Source organism: Agromyces sp. NPDC052230 (assembly GCF_040679595.1).
GTDB lineage: Bacteria > Actinomycetota > Actinomycetes > Actinomycetales > Microbacteriaceae > Agromyces.
The window spans coordinates 306,256-322,575 of record NZ_JBFAVC010000001.1 but is presented as its reverse complement, the minus strand read 5'-3'; the positions used below and the strand labels follow the sequence as shown (position 1 = coordinate 322,575).

Here is a 16,320-nt window from a genome sequence, read left to right as displayed (position 1 = left end):
GCTGCGGCATCCGGCCCAAAGCGGCCCGGACGGCTCTCGACGTGGGCGCAGTTCCTCGCCATGGGCATCGTCTGGGGCTCGAGCTTCCTCTTCATGAAGGTGGCGCTCGAGGGCGTCGAGTTCGGTCAGATCGCCTGGTCGCGCACGCTGCTCGGGGCGCTCGCGCTCGGGGTCATCGTGCTCATGACGCGGCCACGGGTGCCCCGGGCCGACGGCACGCCCGGGCCGGTGCTGCCCCGCGAGCGGGTCGTGTGGCTGCACTTCCTCGTGGTCTCGCTCACGACGTGCGTGATCCCCTACCTGTGCTTCGCGTGGGCGGAGCAGTACGTCTCGTCGAGCCTCGCGTCGATCTACAACGCGACAACGCCGATCATGACCGCGCTCATGGCCACGGCCGTGTTCCGGGTCGAACGACTCGGCCTCAGCCGGTGGGCCGGCGTCGGCGTCGGCATCGCAGGCGTGCTCGTCATCATCGGCCCATGGCAGTACCAGGCGCTCACCGGGAGTCTCGCGGGGCAGCTCGCCTGCCTCGTGGCGACGCTCTGCTACGGGTTCACGTTCGGCTACCAGCGGCGATTCCTGAGTCACCGCCCGATCGCGCCTGCGACCTTCGCGTTCCTCTCGATCGGCGTCTCGGCCGTGGTGATGCTCGCGCTCACCCCGTGGGTCGCCATCGCACCCGTCGAGCTGGACTGGCGCGTCGCCGGCTCGCTCCTCGGGCTCGGCGTGCTCGGCACGGGCCTCGCCTACATCTGGAACATCAACGTGCTCCGCGCCTGGGGTCCCACGGGGGTGTCCACCGTCACCTACGTGACGCCGGTCGTCGGCGTCGCCCTCGGCGTGATCCTGCTCGGTGAGCGGTTCTCGTGGCATGAGCCGGTCGGCGCCGTGCTCGTGCTGCTCGGCATCCTGCTGGCGCAGGGCAGGCTCCGGATGCCGCAGCGTCGCGTCGCGGCATCCGACACCGCCTGACGCCTGGGGCGCGCGCAACACCGAGACATCCGTCAGTCTCGTTCGAGGAACGGGTCTTGACACGTCGTGCGCTTGCATGGTTGGTTAGTTACACAAGTAATGAACCAAAGAACCGGGTGACAGTGGACGAATCGCGGCCGATCTTCCTGCAGATCGCGGAGCAGGTGGAGAACGACATCATCGACGGCGTCCTCAAGGAGGACGAGCAGATCCCGTCGACGAACGAGCTCGCCGCCTTCTTCCGTATCAACCCGGCCACCGCATTGAAAGGGGTGAATCGCCTTGTCGACGACGGAATCGTGGCGAAGCGGAGGGGGATCGGCATGTTCGTGACCCCGGGAGCCCGTGCTCGCCTCATCGAGCGTCGGCGGGCCGACTTCGCCGCCGAGTACCTGCGGCCCCTCATCATCGAGGCCGAGAAGCTCGGCATCGACATCGACGAACTCGCGGGGCTGCTCCGCGCAGAAAGGATCCAGTCATGACCCGCACCGTGGTCCGCGCCAACGGGCTCACCAAGCGCTACGGCTCGTTCACGGCGGTGGACGCCGTCGACCTCACCCTCGAAGAGAACCGCATCTACGGGCTGCTCGGGCGGAACGGGGCCGGCAAGACCACCGTGATGCAACTCCTCACCGGTCAGCTGTTCCCCGATGCGGGCGAGCTCGAGGTGTTCGGCCGCACCCCGGCGGAGCACGCCGACGTGCTGCGTCGCATCTGCTTCATCGCGGAGGCCCAGCGCTACCCCGACAGCTTCCACGCCTCGCACGTGTTCAGGGCCGCACCGTGGTTCTTCGAGCACTGGGACGCCGAGTTCGCCGAACGGCTCATCGACGACTTCCGGCTGCCGACGCGGCGCCCGATCAAGAAGCTTTCGCGAGGGCAGTTGTCGGCGGTGGGGGTGATCGTCGGCCTCGCCTCGCGTGCGCCGCTCACCTTCTTCGACGAGCCGTACCTCGGTCTGGATGCGGTCGCACGCCACGTCTTCTACGACCGCCTGCTCGAGGACTACGCCGAGCATCCGCGCACCATCGTGCTGTCGACCCACCTGATCGACGAGGTCGCGAACCTCCTCGAGCACGTGATCGTCATCGACCAGGGCCGGATCCTGCTCGACCGCGACGCCGACGAGGTGCGCGGTTCGGCCACCACGGTGGCGGGCGCCAGGGCGGCGGTCGACGCGTTCGTCGCCGATCGGCCGGTCATCGGCCGCGAGGGCCTCGGCGGCCTGGCCTCCGTGACCGTCGACGGCCGACTGGATCGGGCCGACCGGGTCCGCGCGGCCGAGCTGGGCCTCGAGCTCGCTCCCGTCTCACTGCAGCAACTCATCGTGCACATGACCGGCACCGACCTGCGTGCCCACTCGACCGAACAGGAGGTCGCGGCATGACCGCCGTCATCGACCAGCAGATCGTCAGCACCGAGCCGCGCTCACGCGTCCAGGAGGTCTGGCGCATCGTGCGCCTGCACGCCGTGACGCCGTCGGTCTTCTTCGGGATCCCGTGGATCATCCTCGGCGGCGCCCTGGTCGTGATGCTCACCATCGGGCTCATCACGTCGGGCGCCGGTGCCGACCAGGCGGAGGTGATGGAGGGCATGCGCTACAGCTGGGCGGTGCTGTCGCCCCAGTGGTACCTCGTCGCCGTGGGCGTGCAGGCCGTCGGCATGACGTTCTCGTTCGCGCTCGGCTTCGGTGCCACGCGACGGGACTTCTGGCTCGGCACGAGCCTCATGTTCGCGATCGTCTCGGTGCTGAACGGCATCGCGATCGCCACGCTCGTGCAGATCGAGAAGGCGACCGAGGGCTGGTGGATCGGCATCGCGATGTTCGATGCGCTCTGGTACGGGCAGAGCGGCTGGCTCGTCGACTTCTACACGACGCTCGCGCTGCAGCTCCTCGTGCTCTTCATCGGGGCCAGCGTCACGACGGTGTACCTGCGGTGGCGCATGCGCGGCATGATGGTCCTCTCGGCCGCGGCGATCGTGCTCGGGCTGTCGGCGCTCGCCGTGACGACGCTGAGCGGCAGCTGGCCGGCCGTCGTCGAATGGTTCGCCGGCGTCGGCATCATCGGCGCGTTCACCATCGTGCTGATCCTCGCCGCCGGCTTCGCGTTGCTCGGCTACGTGGTGATCCGCCGGGCCACGCCCCGCTGAGAACGAGCGCACACAGGCCGCGGCGCGGCATCCGGTGGGGGCCGGATGCCGCGCCGCATCTCATACCGGAGGATGACCCGGGCAGCCCGGAATCCGCCTCCGGTGCGACGCCGTGCCACGGCCGGCCCCGGCAGGCTCGAGGGTATGAGTTCCTTCGTGATCGAGGCATCAGGCCTCAGCAAGTCATTCGGTCAGGCGCGCGCACTCGCGGGCGTCGACCTCGCGGTGCGTACCGGCGAGTCACTCGCCATCATGGGCGCATCGGGTTCGGGCAAGACGACGCTGCTGCACTGCCTCGCGGGGATCACGCGCCCGGACACCGGCACGGTCGGCTTCCTGTCGGGCGCCGGGCGCGTGGAGGTCACGGGACTCAGCGAGCGCGAGCGTTCTCGACTGCGCCGGGAGGCGTTCGGGTTCGTCTTCCAGCAGGGGCTCCTCATTCCGGAGCTCACCGCGGTCGAGAACGTCGCGCTCGCGCTCATGCTGAACGGCATGCCCCGCGCCAGGGCCGAGGAGTACGGGCGCGGCTGGCTCGCCGCCCTCGGCCTCGCAGGGCTCGAGGAGCGGCGCATCGGGCAGCTCTCGGGCGGGCAGGCGCAGCGCGTCGCCATCGCCAGGGCGCAGGTCACCGGGGCATCCGTCGTCTTCGCCGACGAGCCCACCGGAGCGCTCGACTCGGTGACCTCGGCCGACGTGATGAGCGCGCTGCTGGACTCGACCACCGGGCAGGGACGCACGCTCGTGCTCGTGACGCACGACCCGGGAGTCGCCGCACGCTGCTCGCGCACGGTCGACATGCGCGACGGCCGCATCGTGGGCGAGCGGGTGGCGGCGTGATCGGCCGGGTCGCCTGGCTGCTCGCGCGGCCCGGCACCACGGGCATGGCCGCGACGGCACTGCCCGTCGCCGCGTTCACCATCGTCACGGCGCTGCTGCTCACCGTGCTCGGCGGCGCCCAGACGTTCTGGAGCTGGACCGACGAGTGGGCCGTCACCTACCAGGCGCTCGCCGTGATCGCGCTCGTGCTGCTCGTCGTACCGCTCGCCTCGCTCGGCGGGGCCGCGGCGCGGCTCTCGGCGCGGCGCCGCGACGACCGGCTCGCCACCCTCCGCCTGCTCGGGGCGACGCCGGCGACGGTGTCGGCGCTCGCCGTGATCGAATCGGCGGTGCTCGCCGCGACCGGTGCGGTCGTCGGCGTCGCCCTCTACGTCGCGCTCGTGCCGGCGCTCGCGCTCATCCCGTTCCGGGGCGAGGCGCTCGGCGTCGAGGGCGTGCTGCTCGGCTGGATCCCGCTGGTGGCGGTGCCCCTCGGCGTCGTGCTGCTCGCGGTCGTGAGCGCCGTGCTCGGGCTCCGGCTCGTGGTGATCTCACCGCTCGGCGTGCGCACCCGGCAGGATGCGCCGAAGCTGCACTGGTTGCGCGCGGCCGTGGCGCTCGTGGTGGTCGCGCTCGGCGCGGGCCTGATGGCGGTGCTGCAGGTCGCGGCATCCGCGATCATGATCCTCGCCATGCTCGCGCTCGCATTCGGCGGGGCGCTCGCCGTGCAGAACCTCGTCGGCCCGTGGGTCATCCGGCTGGTCGCCCAGGCGCAGGCGCGTTCGGCGAGGACGCCCGCCAAGCTGCTCGCAGCGCGCACCGTGCTCGAGTCGCCGAAGGCCGCGTGGCGGCAGGTGTCGGGCGTCGCGATGACGAGCTTCATGGCCGTGTTCGCGGGCTCCGGGATCGCCGTCGTGAGCTCGATGGGCGAGGGCGTGCCCGACCGGGAGTCGGAGCTGCTCCTCGCCGACATCCGCACCGGCATCCTGATCACCGTGATCGGCTCGTTCCTCATGGTGGCCTGCTCGGTGGGCGTGAACCAGGCCGCCGCCATCCTCGACCGACGCGACCTGCACGAGGCGCTCGGCAAGCTGGGCATGCCGGTGAGCATCGCGGATGCCGCGCGCCGCCGCTCGGTCATGTCGCCGCTGCGCGTCACCGCGATCGGGTCGGCGCTCACCGCCGCGGTCGTCATGTTGCCGCTGACGGGGATCACCCTCATCGTCGCGCCGGTGTCGCTGCTCGTCATCGCGGCCGTGCTCGCGGCGGGGATCGGCGTGGTGTGGCTCGGGCTGTTCGCGACGCGACCGCTGCTCGTGCGCGTCGCCGCGGGGTGAGCCGCGCCTCAACCCGCGGAGTCGGGCGCCTGGCGCGCGGGTAGGGTCGAGGTATGAGCGACGGATCCATCGACGAACGGGATGCCGCGATGACGGAGTTGCTCGGCATCCGCTCGAGCATCGACAACATCGACGCCGCCCTCATCCACCTGCTGGCGGAGCGCTTCAAGTTCACGCAGCAGGTCGGCCGGTTGAAGGCCGAGCACGGCCTGCCCCCGAGCGATCCCGAGCGCGAGCGACGTCAGATCGCGCGACTCCGGGCGCTGGCGATCGACGCTCACCTCGACCCCGCGTTCGCCGAGAAGTGGTTCAACTTCGTGGTCGCCGAGGTGATCCAGCACCACGAGGAACTGGCCGGCAACGGCACGTCCGGCGAACTGTGAGCTGGTACCCCATCGACCTGCCGCCCCAGGCCGGGCGACGGGTCCTCGTGACCGGCGCGAACGCCGGCCTCGGCTTCTTCACGGCGGCGCGGCTCGCCGGTGCCGGGGCGCACGTCGTGCTGAGCGGCCGCAGCTCCGAGCGGCTCGAGGCGGCGGCAGCGGCGATCCGCGGCGTGCGGTCCAAGGCATCCGTCGAGACCCTCGTGATCGACGTGGCGTCGCTCGCATCCGTGGCGGCGGGCGCGGAGCGGCTCGCCGATGCGCCCCCGCTCGACGGCGTGGTCGCCAACGCCGGCATGGTGCATCCGCCGATGACCCGACAGGAATCCGTCGACGGCAACGAACTCGTGCTGGCGACGAACGTGCTTGGGCACTTCACGCTCCTCGGCCGGCTCCTCCCGCACCTGGCACCGGGCGCTCGTATCGTCTCGCTCGGCTCGCTGGCGACCCGGTTGTCGTCCTTCCGCATCGCCGACCTGCAGCTCGAGCGAGGCTACGACCCGTGGCGTGCGTACGCGCAGTCGAAGATCGCGACCCAGGTGTTCGGCTTCGAGCTCGATCGGCGGCTCCGTACCGCAGGAACGCCGGTCGCGAGCGTGGTCGCGCACCCCGGATACTCGATCAGCGGGCGCACGCCGTACGTGCCCGGCGTCAACGAGCCCAGTCGCGGCGGCCGCTTCGCCGACGCACTCCAGTCGGCCTGGGCGCAGGGCAAGCACCGCGGCGCAGAGGTCGCCCTGCACGCCCTCACCGACCCTGAGGTCGAGGGCGGGCAGTACTGGGGCCCGCGGTACCTCACGCGCGGCGAGCCCACGCTGCAGACCCCGACGCGGGTCTCGACCGATCGCGAAATCGCCGCGCGGTTCTGGACGTTCGCCGAGGGGGTGACGGGCCGGGCGTTCACGGTCGGCGGATGACGCAGGGCAATCGCAGGGGGTGGTTCTCGTCGCCGCGGGTGCGCCGGGTCCTCGCGCGCATCGTCGTGGTGGTCGGCATCGTAGTCGGCCTGATCGGACTGCTCACCGCCCGGTGGGGACTCCTCTTCGCGGGCATCATCATCATCGGGCTCGGCGCAGCGTTGGGGCCGGCTCGCATTCGTCGCCGCTGACCCCAGTCGGCATTCGGGCGGGCGCTGGCAGGCTCTGACCCCTCGGAATCGAGAAGTCGCGATTGCAGGGTCGTGCGCTGCATCCGCGACGTTTGGATCTGCGCTCGAAAACCCTGTGGTTTCACCCGGCACCGCTCGTGGATTCCGGGGCGATGACGCGGCATGCCCCGCGCGGTCTCGCGAAAGGGAACATCGAGGAACACCGAGTAATCCCAGGCTTCGACGAGGTCGTCGCGGTGCAGGAACAGAAGTCTCGATTGCAGGGTCGGATCCTGCATCCGCGACGTTCGATGTGCTGGGAGCTCGGAGTCGCGCCGACCGGACGCATGCGGTTCACCTGCGCGCAACCGTGCCGTCGGGCGGTGTTGCCGGCCACTGCATACCGTGTTCGGCATGCCCACACAGCGCAGTGCGGCGGATGCCGCGATCGTCGACCTGTTCGAGCGGTGGGGGGCCGACGACGTCGACGAGCACGACGTCGACGTCATGGTCGACCTGCTCGGACTCGTGCCCGGCGTGCGCCGCCGTCGCCGATAACCGGAGCGCCTCATGCACACCATCACCCGGGTCGGCGACCTGGACGTCATCGTGAAACCCGCACCCGTCGCGATGGTGTGGAACGAGCCGGGGCGGCCGCACGACGCCCTCGCGGCGCCGGGCGTGCGCCTCGCCCCGGGCGAGGCGCTCGTCGAGGTGGAGCTCGCCACGATCTGCGGCCCCGACGTGCGCGTCGTCCGCGGTGAGCAGTCCGCGCCGGTGCCGCTGGTGCTCGGTCACGAGCAGGTCGGCCGCGTCGTCGCCGTCGGCGAGGGCGTGACCCGGTTCGACGGCGTGCCGCTCGAACTCGGCGATCGCGTGGTCTGGTCGACCACCGTGAGCTGCGGCCAGTGCGACCGCTGCGCGCGGAGCATGCCGCAGGCCTGCCGCTCGCTCGGACGCTACGGACACGAGCGCGTGCACCGTGGCTGGGAGCTCTCGGGCGGCTTCGCGACGCACGTGCAGCTCCGCCCGGGCACCGCGATCGTGCGCGCACCCGAGGACGTACCGAGCCGCGTGCTCGCGCCGGCGGCGTGCACGGCGGCGACCGCGTTCGCCGCCCTCGACGCGGCATCCGCTCGGGTGGATCTCGACGGGACGGTGGTGCTCATCACGGGCGCGGGGCTCCTCGGGCTCACGGCCGCGGCCATGGCGATCGAGGCGGGCGCGGAGGTGATCGTGTCCGATCCGGATGCCTCGCGCCGCGAGTTCGCCCGCCGGTTCGGTGCGGTGCCCGTGGACCCGGGGGCGCGCTCCGCGTCGCCCGACAGCCTCGGCGCCGCGCTCGTCGCAATCGAGCGGCGCGGACTGGGTGAGGTGCTCGTCGCGATCGAGGCATCCGGAGCCGCGTCCGCCGTGCGCACCGCCGTGCAGGTGCTCGGAACCGGCGGTGTCGCGGTGCTCGTGGGGAGCGTGCCGCGCGGGTCGGAGGAATGCCTCGACGCGGGCTCCTTGGTGCGACGGCTCGTCACCATCGAGTCGGTGCGCGACGCGACGGGCGCGCAGTTGCGGCACGCGGTCGCGTTCCTCGAGCGGTCGTGGCGTTCGTTCCCGTTCGACGAGCTCGTCGGCTCGACGCATCCGCTCGCCGACCTCGACCTGGCAATGGCCGAGGCGGCGTCGGGCTCGTTCGTGCGGGTCGGCGTGGCGCCCGGGCGTCGCCCCGTGTGAGCATGGGGGGATGATCTCCCGGGACCTCGCGCTCGCCCTGCGGGACGCGGGTCTCGTGTGGCACCCCGAGTCGGGCGACCGCTTCCAGCTCGACCTGCCCGACCAGGTCGACTCCGAGGTCGAGGCCGACGTGTTCACGGTGAGCGAGATGACCATCGAAGCGCGTCGGTACCCCACCGGCACGATCCTCGCCTTCAACGGCACCACGGAGTGGGCGCTCGACTCCGTCGCCTTCGCCGACGCGGTGTGGCTGCCGCGTGAGGACCAGCTGCGCGAACTCCTGCGGGCGACGTTCCGGTCGCTCACCCGGCTCGCGGATTCCTTCGAGGTGCGTATCGAGGTGCGTGGCCATGAGCTGCGGTTCGAGCATCCGGATGTCGCGGAGGCGTACGGCCTCGCCCTGCTCGAACTCGTCGGGAGATCGCGATGACGGATGCCGCGGGGTCGGCGATCGCGCGGGCCCGTGAGCTGCTCACCCAGACCGCCGAGGAGCTGCGCTCGAGCGGCGCGCGACAGGAGGCGCTCGCCGAGTTCGTGTCCGAACGCCGGGTGCTCGGGATCCCGCGTGCCGCGCGCATGACGCCGGTCGGCCGGGTGTGGCGGCTCGGCGTGCTGCTCCTCGACGACGACGCCACCCTCTACGCGACCGGACGCGTGGTGCGCGCCGAGCGTCCGGCCCGCAAGAGCGTGACCGCCGAGTCCGTGGCTCAGCAGCGCGCGTTCCGCGCGGCCGCCGCGAAGGGCGGAATCCCCGAGGGCGAGACCGTGAACTTCCATACGACGCCGATCGACCTCGACGAGCTCGGCCGCGACGGGGCATCCGGCCCGCTCGTGCTCGACGCGGCCGCGGGTGAGGTACGGGTGCGCTGGAGCCCGTCGCAGCCCGATGCCCTCACGCCGCTCGACGCGTACCTGCGCGACCGTGCCGACCTGCTCGCGCACCCGCCCGAGGGTGCGTGAGTTGCTCAGCGGGCGCGGCCGTCGGTGCGTGACGGGCGCAGCTCGGACTCCTGGATCGACAACAGGAGCTCCATGCTCAGAACCCGAAGGCCGTGATGGCGGGCAGCGTGCCCTCGCGCCAACCGTCGAGCACGAACCGCTCGTGGTGCACGGTCTGCTCGGGCAGTGCGTCGAGGTCGAACCAGCGCAGGTCGGCGGCCTTCTCCTCCTGCAGCGCAGGGGTGCCGCTCCAGCGGCGGCACGCGAAGAAGAAGTCGACGCGCTGGTCGACGGCGAGCCCGGTGGGGGCGGTGCGATGCATGGTCGTGAGCGGCTCGAGATCGCGCTCGGTGAGGGTGACGCCGAGCTCCTCGGATGCCTCGCGCACGATCGCCAGGGTCACGGGCTCGCCCGCCTCGACGTGACCGGCGGCCGACGCCGCCCACCAGTCGTCGTAGTATCCCGTGCCCGCCCGCAGCTGCAGGAGCACGCGGTCGCCCTCGACGAGGAACACGTACGCGGCCGGCACCACGCTGAACCCGCCGTGCTCCGCCGCATAGAGTGCCGGATACGTCTGACGGGCGTCACGCGGGTCGGTCATGGGGTCGTCAGTAGCCGACGATCGGGCCGAACGCGTCGGCCAGCGGCGCGCGGTTCACGGTGCGGAGCTCGTCGACCGGCACGGTGAACACGCCCTGCACCTCGAGTGCGCCCGACGCGGCATCGGTCACCCCGATGCGACGCACCGGGTAGCCCCGACCCTCGCAGAGGCCGCGGAACTTCACGTCGTCTTCGCGGGGAACCGACACGATGACCCGGCCCGTCGACTCGGAGAAGAGCCCGGTGGCGGCGTCGATGCCGGCGTCCTGCAGCACCTCGTCGAGCACGATGCGTGCGCCGACCCCGAAGCGTCCGACCGCCTCGGCCAGCGCGACCGCGAGGCCGCCGTCGCTGAGGTCGTGGGCGGAGTCGAAGAGTCCCTCGACCGCGGCCGCGTTGAGCAACTCGGCGAGGGCCTTCTCACGCTGCAGGTCGACGGCCGGCGGACGACCGCCGAGGTGGTCGTGCACGACGCCCGCCCACGCCGAGCCGTCGAGCTCGAGCGCGGTGTCGCCGAGGAGGTAGATGTTGTGGCCGTCGTCCTGCCAGCCGCTGGGTACGCGGCGAGCGACGTCGTCGATCACGCCGAGCACGGCGATCACGGGCGTCGGGTGGATCGGCACGTCGCCCGTCTGGTTGTAGAACGACACGTTGCCGCCGGTGACGGGAATGCCGAGCTCGAGGCATCCGTCGCTCAGACCCTCGATGGTCTCGGAGAACTGCCACATGACCTCGGGGTTCTCGGGGGAGCCGAAGTTCAGGCAGTCGCTGACGCCCATGGGCACCGCGCCCGTGACGGCGACGTTGCGGTAGGCCTCGGCGAGCGCGAGCTTCGCTCCCTCGCGCGGGTCGAGCTGGGAGTACCGGCCGTTCGCGTCGGTGGCGAGCGCGACGCCGAGGCCCGACTCCTCATCGACGCGGATCATGCCGGCGTCGTCGGGGTGGCTGAGCGCGGTGTTGCCCATCACGTACGTGTCGTACTGGTTCGTGACCCACGCGGCATCCGCCTGGTTGGCCGATCCGACGAGCTGGAGGAACTGCGCGCGCAGTTCGTCGGGGGACTGCGGTCGAGCGAGGTCGGATGCCCCGTCGGCCTGCAGCGCGTCCTGATACGACGGGTAGACGACCGGGCGCTCGTACACGGGGCCGTCGACGGCGACGGTGCGCGGGTCGACGTTGACGATCTCCTCGCCGCGCCACGTGATCGAGAGGCGGCCGGTGTCGGTGACCTCGCCGAGCACGCTCGTCTCGACGTCCCACTTCTTCACGACCTCCATGAAGCCGTCGAGCTTCTCGGGCTTCACGATCGCCATCATGCGCTCCTGGCTCTCGCTCATGAGGATCTCCTCGGGCGTGAGCGTCGGGTCGCGCAGCAGCACCTCGTCGAGCACGATCGACATGCCGCCGTCGCCGTTCGCCGCGAGCTCGGAGGTGGCGCACGAGATGCCGGCCGCCCCGAGGTCTTGGATGCCCTCGACGAGGTCGCCCTTGAAGAGCTCGAGGCAGCACTCGATGAGCACCTTCTCGGCGAACGGGTCGCCGACCTGCACCGCAGGGCGCTTCGTGGGGCCGCCCTCGGCGAACGTGTCGGACGCGAGGATCGACGTGCCGCCGATGCCGTCGCCGCCGGTGCGGGCGCCGAAGAGCACGACCTTGTTGCCCACGCCCTTGGCGTTGGCGAGGTGCAGGTCCTCGTGGCGGAGCACGCCCACCGCGAGCGCGTTCACGAGCGGGTTCTTCTGGTAGGTCGGGTCGAACCAGGTCTCGCCGCCGATGTTCGGCAGGCCGAGGCAGTTGCCGTAGAAGCTGATGCCCGAGACCACGCCGTGCACGACGCGGGCGGTGTCGGGGTGGTCGATCGCGCCGAAGCGCAGCGCGTCCATGACCGCGACGGGGCGCGCGCCCATCGAGATGATGTCGCGCACGATGCCGCCGACGCCGGTCGCCGCACCCTGGAACGGCTCGATGAAGCTCGGGTGGTTGTGCGACTCGATCTTGAACGTCACGGCCCAGCCCTCGCCGATGTCGAGCACGCCGGCGTTCTCACCGATGCCGACCATGAGGTGCCGCTTCATGTCGGGGGTGACCTTCTTGCCGAACTGACGCAGGTAGATCTTCGACGACTTGTATGAGGCGTGCTCGCTCCACATGACGGAGTACATCGCGAGCTCGGCGCTCGTCGGGCGCCGCCCGAGGATGTTGCGGATCCGCTCGTACTCGTCGGGCTTGAGGCCCAGCGCGGCGTACGGCTGCTCTTTCTCGGGCGTCGTCGCGGCGACCCCCACGGTGTCGAGCGCCGGCGCGCCGGCGCCTGAGCCGGTCGAAGGGGGCGTCGGGGCAGCGGTCGTGGCGGGTGCTTCGGTGGTCACGAGTGGCGAGCTCCAGAGAACGGCGGCGGGCGGATGCCGCGGGGCGGATGCCTGACCGTGCAAGTCTACCCGCGCTGCTCACGTGAGCAGGTCGTGGTCGCCAGAACGGAAGTCACCTGCCGAGCGGCTCCCCAACCGGTATCGCCGTCGGCGACTTGTCGGTGGCGCCGTGGGGATGAGCGCCCCTTGCGCGACGAGGACGCGTAGTCGTGGTCGCACGGCATTGGGTGTGCTGTTTACTCGCTCGGCAATGTCAGACACGCTGAGTTCTCCGGCCCCTCGGACGGCACGGAGTATGCGTTCATCCAGCGGGGTGGGCTGGTTGCCGACCTCGAATTCGGTTCCCGATTCGCCCAACAGGCTGCCTGCGTTCCGCTCGGCCGCTTCGAACCGTGGACCGCGACGATACGGTTCCGCAGGTCGGACTGGGTAGCGGAGCCAACCCGCCTGTGCCAGACGTTGCAGCAAGCTGCGAGCATCGCCGCTGTCCATTCCGAATGTCGTTCGCAGCACCTGATCATCGATCGGCACGTTGCGATGGACCATGACAAGGGCCATCTGCGAATCCGCGTCGAGACGCGACGCTCCGATATTGTCGAGCCAGTAGGCCGTCTCCGGGTCCAGCAAGCCGTGCCGTTCCAGGGTGAGTATGACGTTCGTCGCAGTGACGTCGAAGACTGGTGCACCGAGACCCGCGCGCCCCATCGCACCGGCCATCCGGGGTACGCCTGATCCCGCGTTCTCCGAAACGGTCTCCTCGCGACCCGGAAGGGGGACCTCGGTCAGGAGTGCGGCCAGAACCGCGTTCCTTGACCTCGAAACACCGTCGAAGAGGTCGACAACGCTCCTGCCGCCCCAGATGTCCCCTGGATTCGCGAATTCGATGCGGTCCGGGTACATCTCGATTCGAACTTGCTCGCCGAGAGCCCACTCACTGTAGTCACGATGAGTGAGCGCGTTGACCACTGCTTCGCGTATGGCATCGACCGGTACCTCTGGCTCGTCATATGCGCCTGCGCCGCGTGAGACGCGCCGAGTCTTGAGGTTGGCGAGGACAGCGCGCACTGCGTCTTCCACCATCACCGGGATCGGACCTTCGATCACCTTTCGATCGAGCATTCTCACGTCGCCGACGATGTTGCTCTTCGAACGACCGGGATAGACCGCGAACGTGATCATGGCCTGCGGCAAGAACTGCTGGGGATACCGTCCGAGCGCAAGCAGCCCGGCGACGCTGGGCGTGGATTCGTCTTGCGAGAGTACGTTATGGCGGCGGAGGATCTGCTCGGTCGTGTGGAGATCGGCTATCGACCTCGGTCGAGTTCGCTTGAGCTGTTCGATGAATCGAAGTACTTCGTTCCGATCCAAGTCGGTGAGGGTAGCGCCGTCGACTGGTCTCGCATCGTCTCTCGGCTGTTGGCCCGAGGTCGAGAGCAGGAACACTCCGTATGTGCTCATGCGACGGTCACCGTCGCCGACGCGTTCGTATGTACCGGACTCCTTGCCTTGGGTTGTCACGAATGCGGGCTTCTGACCCGGAGGAAGCTCCTCGACGTCGACGACGACGATCGGGCGTCCGTCCACCTCACCGATCTCGATCGCACCGATAGGTCGCGGGGTGATGGGACCTGCGACCTCGTTATGACGCCGTGGGCGGAATGCGTCGGCGACTGCGTCACGTATCGCCTCGGCGTCGAACCCCGGGGCCGGCGCGAAATCGTTGTCTTCTTGAAGGCCGAGGAGCAGGACGCCGCCGCCATGATTGCTGAAAGCACTTACCGTAGGCCAGATGCTTTTCGGGAGAGCGCCTACGGAAGCCTTGACTTCGACGTTGGTGAGCTCTGCGCCGATAGTCCGCAACCGAAGTACGAGTTCGCTGAGATCTCCGAGCGATGTCTCCATCCCGCCTCCGATGCGTCAGTCTGTCACTATATCGATCACTATACGGTGACAGTGAAGTTCGACAGTGATCTGGCAAGTGACGAGGTCAGTGACAGTTGCGCATCGGACCGCGGGCGGCCGGATATTGCGGATCGCAGCCGCGAAAGCACTCGAACCCGTCCGGCAGCCTCGTTGCGCGCAAGCACCTAAGCGAGCCGAAGCCCGCACCGCGGAACGCTGCGACGACCGCCGCGGCTCAGGCCTCGCGGCCTCCGGGCGGGCCGATGATGAGGAGCACCGTGAACACCGCGGCGATGCCGAGCACGGCGCCCACGGAGAGCAGCACCGGACGTGCGAGGAACCAGCGGAGGATCCGGTTCACCCAGTTGCCGTCGGCCGGGTGCTCGGTGGGCGCGCGCCGCCAGTCGCCCTCGAGTCGGCCGCGGCGGATGAGCCAACCCTCGAACGGGATGGTCGCGTAGGGCACGATCGCGGTGAGCACCCCGAGCGTCATGAGTCCGACGCTCCAGCGCTGATTGACGCCCACGAGCACCGCTGTGAACGCGTAGGCGAGGAACACGAACCCGTGCACCGATCCCGCGGGGAAGAGCGCGCCGTCGAATCCGGCGGCGTACTTCAGGATGAGGGCGATGATGAGGCCGGTCCAGGTGACGGCTTCGGCGAAGGCGAGCGTGCGGAAGAGGCGCTTCGGGGACACGGATGCTCCAAGGTCGGGGGTACTTCCATCGTCGCAGGTCGGTCGTGGGCCGCGCGTCGAACGAAGGGTTGACCCGGGCCGAAGCGCCGGCCCCGGCGCGATAGCCTGTGCCGTGACTGAGCCATCCGCACTCGAGCTCGGGTCGCTCGGCGGCCGGTCCGAGTTCTTCTCGCTGCTCAGGTACTGGGGCCCGCCAAGTAGGCGGCATTGCCGCGGATGGCAGCCTCGTACCGCGCGAGCTCAGGCGTGGCGACGCGATCGGCGACGAGTTCGAGCAGCGTGGCCACTGCGGCGTCGCTCCGCCCGGCGGCGTGCAGCGTCAGCGCGTGGAACACGCGCAGCGAGTCCGACTCGGGGAATTCGGCGCGGGCCCGCTCGAACGCGGCGATCGACTCGTCGTGGCGCCCGAGGTTGCGCAGTGTCGAACCGTATTGCAGCAGGCACCGGCGCAGTGCGTCGCCGCCGAGTCCCTGGGTCATGGCCCGCTCGTAGTAGCCGAGGGCGCGCTCCTCGTCGCCGGCCGTGTCATACGCGCCGCCGACCTCGTAGAGCACCTCAGGCTCGTCGGGATGCCCGGCGAGCACGGCGAGGAATGCGTCGATGGTCGGCTGCATGTTCGCGCGGTCGCGGGCGTCGAAGATCGTGCGCAGGGTGGGCTGGAGCTCGGCCGAGGTCATCGCTCCATCATGCTGCTCCAGTGAGACCTGAGCGTTCCACAGTTGTTTTGAGTGATTCAAGACAACCAGTACGGTGAGGGCATGACCTCGACGGATGTCGCCGCGAACGCGGCCGCGCTGCGCGGTGACGACGAGCTCGCACACACGCTCCGCGATGCCGGGCTCAAGGTCACGGCGCCGCGACTCGCGGCGTTGCGCGCGCTCGCGGAGCATCCGCACGCTGACGCCGACACGGTGTTCCGGATGGTGCAGGCCGAGCTCCCCACGACCTCGCTGCAGGCTGTCTACGGCGTGCTCGGCGCCTTCGCCGACGCCGGACTCGTACGCCGCATCGAGCCGGCCGGGTCATCCGCTCGCTACGAACGTCGAGTCGGCGACAACCACCACCACCTCGTGTGCCGCGACTGCGGGCGGGTCGAGGACGTCGACTGCGTCGTCGGCGAGAGCGCCTGCCTGACGCCGGGCGACACCCACGGATTCCAGGTCTCCGAGGCCGAGGTGACCTTCTGGGGCACGTGCCCCGCCTGCGCCGAAGCGGCCGCGGCGATCGCCGAGCCGACGTAGTCGTAGCATCCGCTACGCCTGAAGACCTGACCGGATCACCGTCGACCCGGTCGCACTGACGTGCCCGGAAACCCCCTGGGCCCGAGAGAAAAGGAAGT

19 protein-coding genes are annotated in these 16,320 nt (G+C 70.2%); 14 read left to right on the top strand and 5 right to left on the bottom strand.

What is annotated here, in order from left to right; genetic code table 11:
- The first annotated feature begins 60 nt into the window (after nt 1-60).
- The 13 genes from AB0K73_RS01575 (at nt 61) to AB0K73_RS01515 (ending at nt 9,434) form a co-directional block, all read left to right on the top strand.
- Complete coding sequence (locus tag AB0K73_RS01575) at nt 61-972, top strand: DMT family transporter (RefSeq protein ID WP_360511291.1); 912 nt, start codon at nt 61-63, stop codon at nt 970-972.
- 122 nt (nt 973-1,094) lie between these two features.
- Nucleotides 1,095-1,454, top strand: a complete 360-nt coding sequence (locus AB0K73_RS01570; RefSeq protein WP_360511293.1) for a GntR family transcriptional regulator — start codon at nt 1,095-1,097, stop codon at nt 1,452-1,454.
- Nucleotides 1,451-2,359, top strand: coding sequence for an ABC transporter ATP-binding protein (locus AB0K73_RS01565; RefSeq protein WP_360510948.1), 909 nt, complete (start codon nt 1,451-1,453; stop codon nt 2,357-2,359). The genes AB0K73_RS01570 and AB0K73_RS01565 overlap by 4 nt, the downstream gene beginning before the upstream one ends.
- Nucleotides 2,356-3,123, top strand: a complete 768-nt coding sequence (locus AB0K73_RS01560) for a hypothetical protein (RefSeq protein WP_360510949.1) — start codon at nt 2,356-2,358, stop codon at nt 3,121-3,123. Before AB0K73_RS01565 ends, AB0K73_RS01560 begins: the two co-directional genes overlap by 4 nt.
- A 144-nt stretch (nt 3,124-3,267) precedes the next feature.
- Nucleotides 3,268-3,960 (top strand): ABC transporter ATP-binding protein, encoded by a 693-nt coding sequence (locus AB0K73_RS01555; RefSeq protein ID WP_360510950.1) that lies wholly within the window; start codon nt 3,268-3,270, stop codon nt 3,958-3,960.
- Nucleotides 3,957-5,276 carry an FtsX-like permease family protein gene (locus AB0K73_RS01550; protein ID WP_360510951.1) on the top strand — a complete coding sequence of 440 codons (1,320 nt, stop codon included), beginning with the start codon at nt 3,957-3,959 and terminating at the stop codon, nt 5,274-5,276. The genes AB0K73_RS01555 and AB0K73_RS01550 overlap by 4 nt, the downstream gene beginning before the upstream one ends.
- A gap of 53 nt (nt 5,277-5,329) precedes the next feature.
- Entirely contained in the window at nt 5,330-5,659 is a 330-nt protein-coding gene (locus AB0K73_RS01545; protein ID WP_360510952.1) for a chorismate mutase, read from the top strand.
- Nucleotides 5,656-6,576, top strand: a complete 921-nt coding sequence (locus AB0K73_RS01540) for an SDR family NAD(P)-dependent oxidoreductase (protein ID WP_360510953.1) — start codon at nt 5,656-5,658, stop codon at nt 6,574-6,576. The genes AB0K73_RS01545 and AB0K73_RS01540 overlap by 4 nt, the downstream gene beginning before the upstream one ends.
- Nucleotides 6,573-6,767: a hypothetical protein gene (locus AB0K73_RS01535; protein ID WP_360510954.1), complete on the top strand. Its 195-nt coding sequence runs from the start codon at nt 6,573-6,575 to the stop codon at nt 6,765-6,767. The genes AB0K73_RS01540 and AB0K73_RS01535 overlap by 4 nt, the downstream gene beginning before the upstream one ends.
- A 393-nt stretch (nt 6,768-7,160) precedes the next feature.
- Nucleotides 7,161-7,304 (top strand): hypothetical protein, encoded by a 144-nt coding sequence (locus tag AB0K73_RS01530; protein ID WP_360510955.1) that lies wholly within the window; start codon nt 7,161-7,163, stop codon nt 7,302-7,304.
- Between the two features lie 12 nt (nt 7,305-7,316).
- Nucleotides 7,317-8,474: an alcohol dehydrogenase catalytic domain-containing protein gene (locus AB0K73_RS01525; RefSeq protein ID WP_360510956.1), complete on the top strand. Its 1,158-nt coding sequence runs from the start codon at nt 7,317-7,319 to the stop codon at nt 8,472-8,474.
- A gap of 10 nt (nt 8,475-8,484) precedes the next feature.
- Nucleotides 8,485-8,904 carry a pilus assembly protein CpaE gene (locus tag AB0K73_RS01520; protein WP_360510957.1) on the top strand — a complete coding sequence of 140 codons (420 nt, stop codon included), beginning with the start codon at nt 8,485-8,487 and terminating at the stop codon, nt 8,902-8,904.
- Nucleotides 8,901-9,434, top strand: coding sequence for a hypothetical protein (locus tag AB0K73_RS01515; RefSeq protein ID WP_360510958.1), 534 nt, complete (start codon nt 8,901-8,903; stop codon nt 9,432-9,434). Before AB0K73_RS01520 ends, AB0K73_RS01515 begins: the two co-directional genes overlap by 4 nt.
- Before the next feature lie 76 nt (nt 9,435-9,510).
- Here the strand turns inward: AB0K73_RS01515 and AB0K73_RS01510 are convergent, their stop codons facing one another.
- The 5 genes from AB0K73_RS01510 to AB0K73_RS01490 all read right to left on the bottom strand — a co-directional run bounded on the left by AB0K73_RS01510 (nt 9,511) and on the right by AB0K73_RS01490 (nt 15,658).
- Complete coding sequence (locus tag AB0K73_RS01510; protein ID WP_360510959.1) at nt 9,511-10,014, bottom strand: NUDIX domain-containing protein; 504 nt, start codon at nt 10,012-10,014, stop codon at nt 9,511-9,513.
- Between the two features lie 7 nt (nt 10,015-10,021).
- Nucleotides 10,022-12,298: a phosphoribosylformylglycinamidine synthase subunit PurL gene (purL, locus tag AB0K73_RS01505; protein WP_360511295.1), complete on the bottom strand. Its 2,277-nt coding sequence runs from the start codon at nt 12,296-12,298 to the stop codon at nt 10,022-10,024.
- Between the two features lie 162 nt (nt 12,299-12,460).
- Entirely contained in the window at nt 12,461-14,284 is a 1,824-nt protein-coding gene (locus AB0K73_RS01500; RefSeq protein WP_360510960.1) for an ATP-binding protein, read from the bottom strand.
- Between the two features lie 235 nt (nt 14,285-14,519).
- Nucleotides 14,520-14,981 (bottom strand): DUF3817 domain-containing protein, encoded by a 462-nt coding sequence (locus tag AB0K73_RS01495; RefSeq protein WP_360510961.1) that lies wholly within the window; start codon nt 14,979-14,981, stop codon nt 14,520-14,522.
- Between the two features lie 176 nt (nt 14,982-15,157).
- The gene (locus tag AB0K73_RS01490) at nt 15,158-15,658 is read right to left on the bottom strand and encodes a tetratricopeptide repeat protein (RefSeq protein ID WP_360510962.1); all 501 of its coding nucleotides are present in this window, start codon (nt 15,656-15,658) and stop codon (nt 15,158-15,160) included.
- 81 nt (nt 15,659-15,739) lie between these two features.
- Here AB0K73_RS01490 and AB0K73_RS01485 point away from each other — a divergent pair, with 81 nt between their 5' ends.
- A complete protein-coding gene (locus AB0K73_RS01485) occupies nt 15,740-16,222 on the top strand; it encodes a Fur family transcriptional regulator (protein ID WP_360510963.1) in 483 nt (160 codons plus the stop codon).
- Nucleotides 16,223-16,320 lie beyond the last annotated feature (98 nt).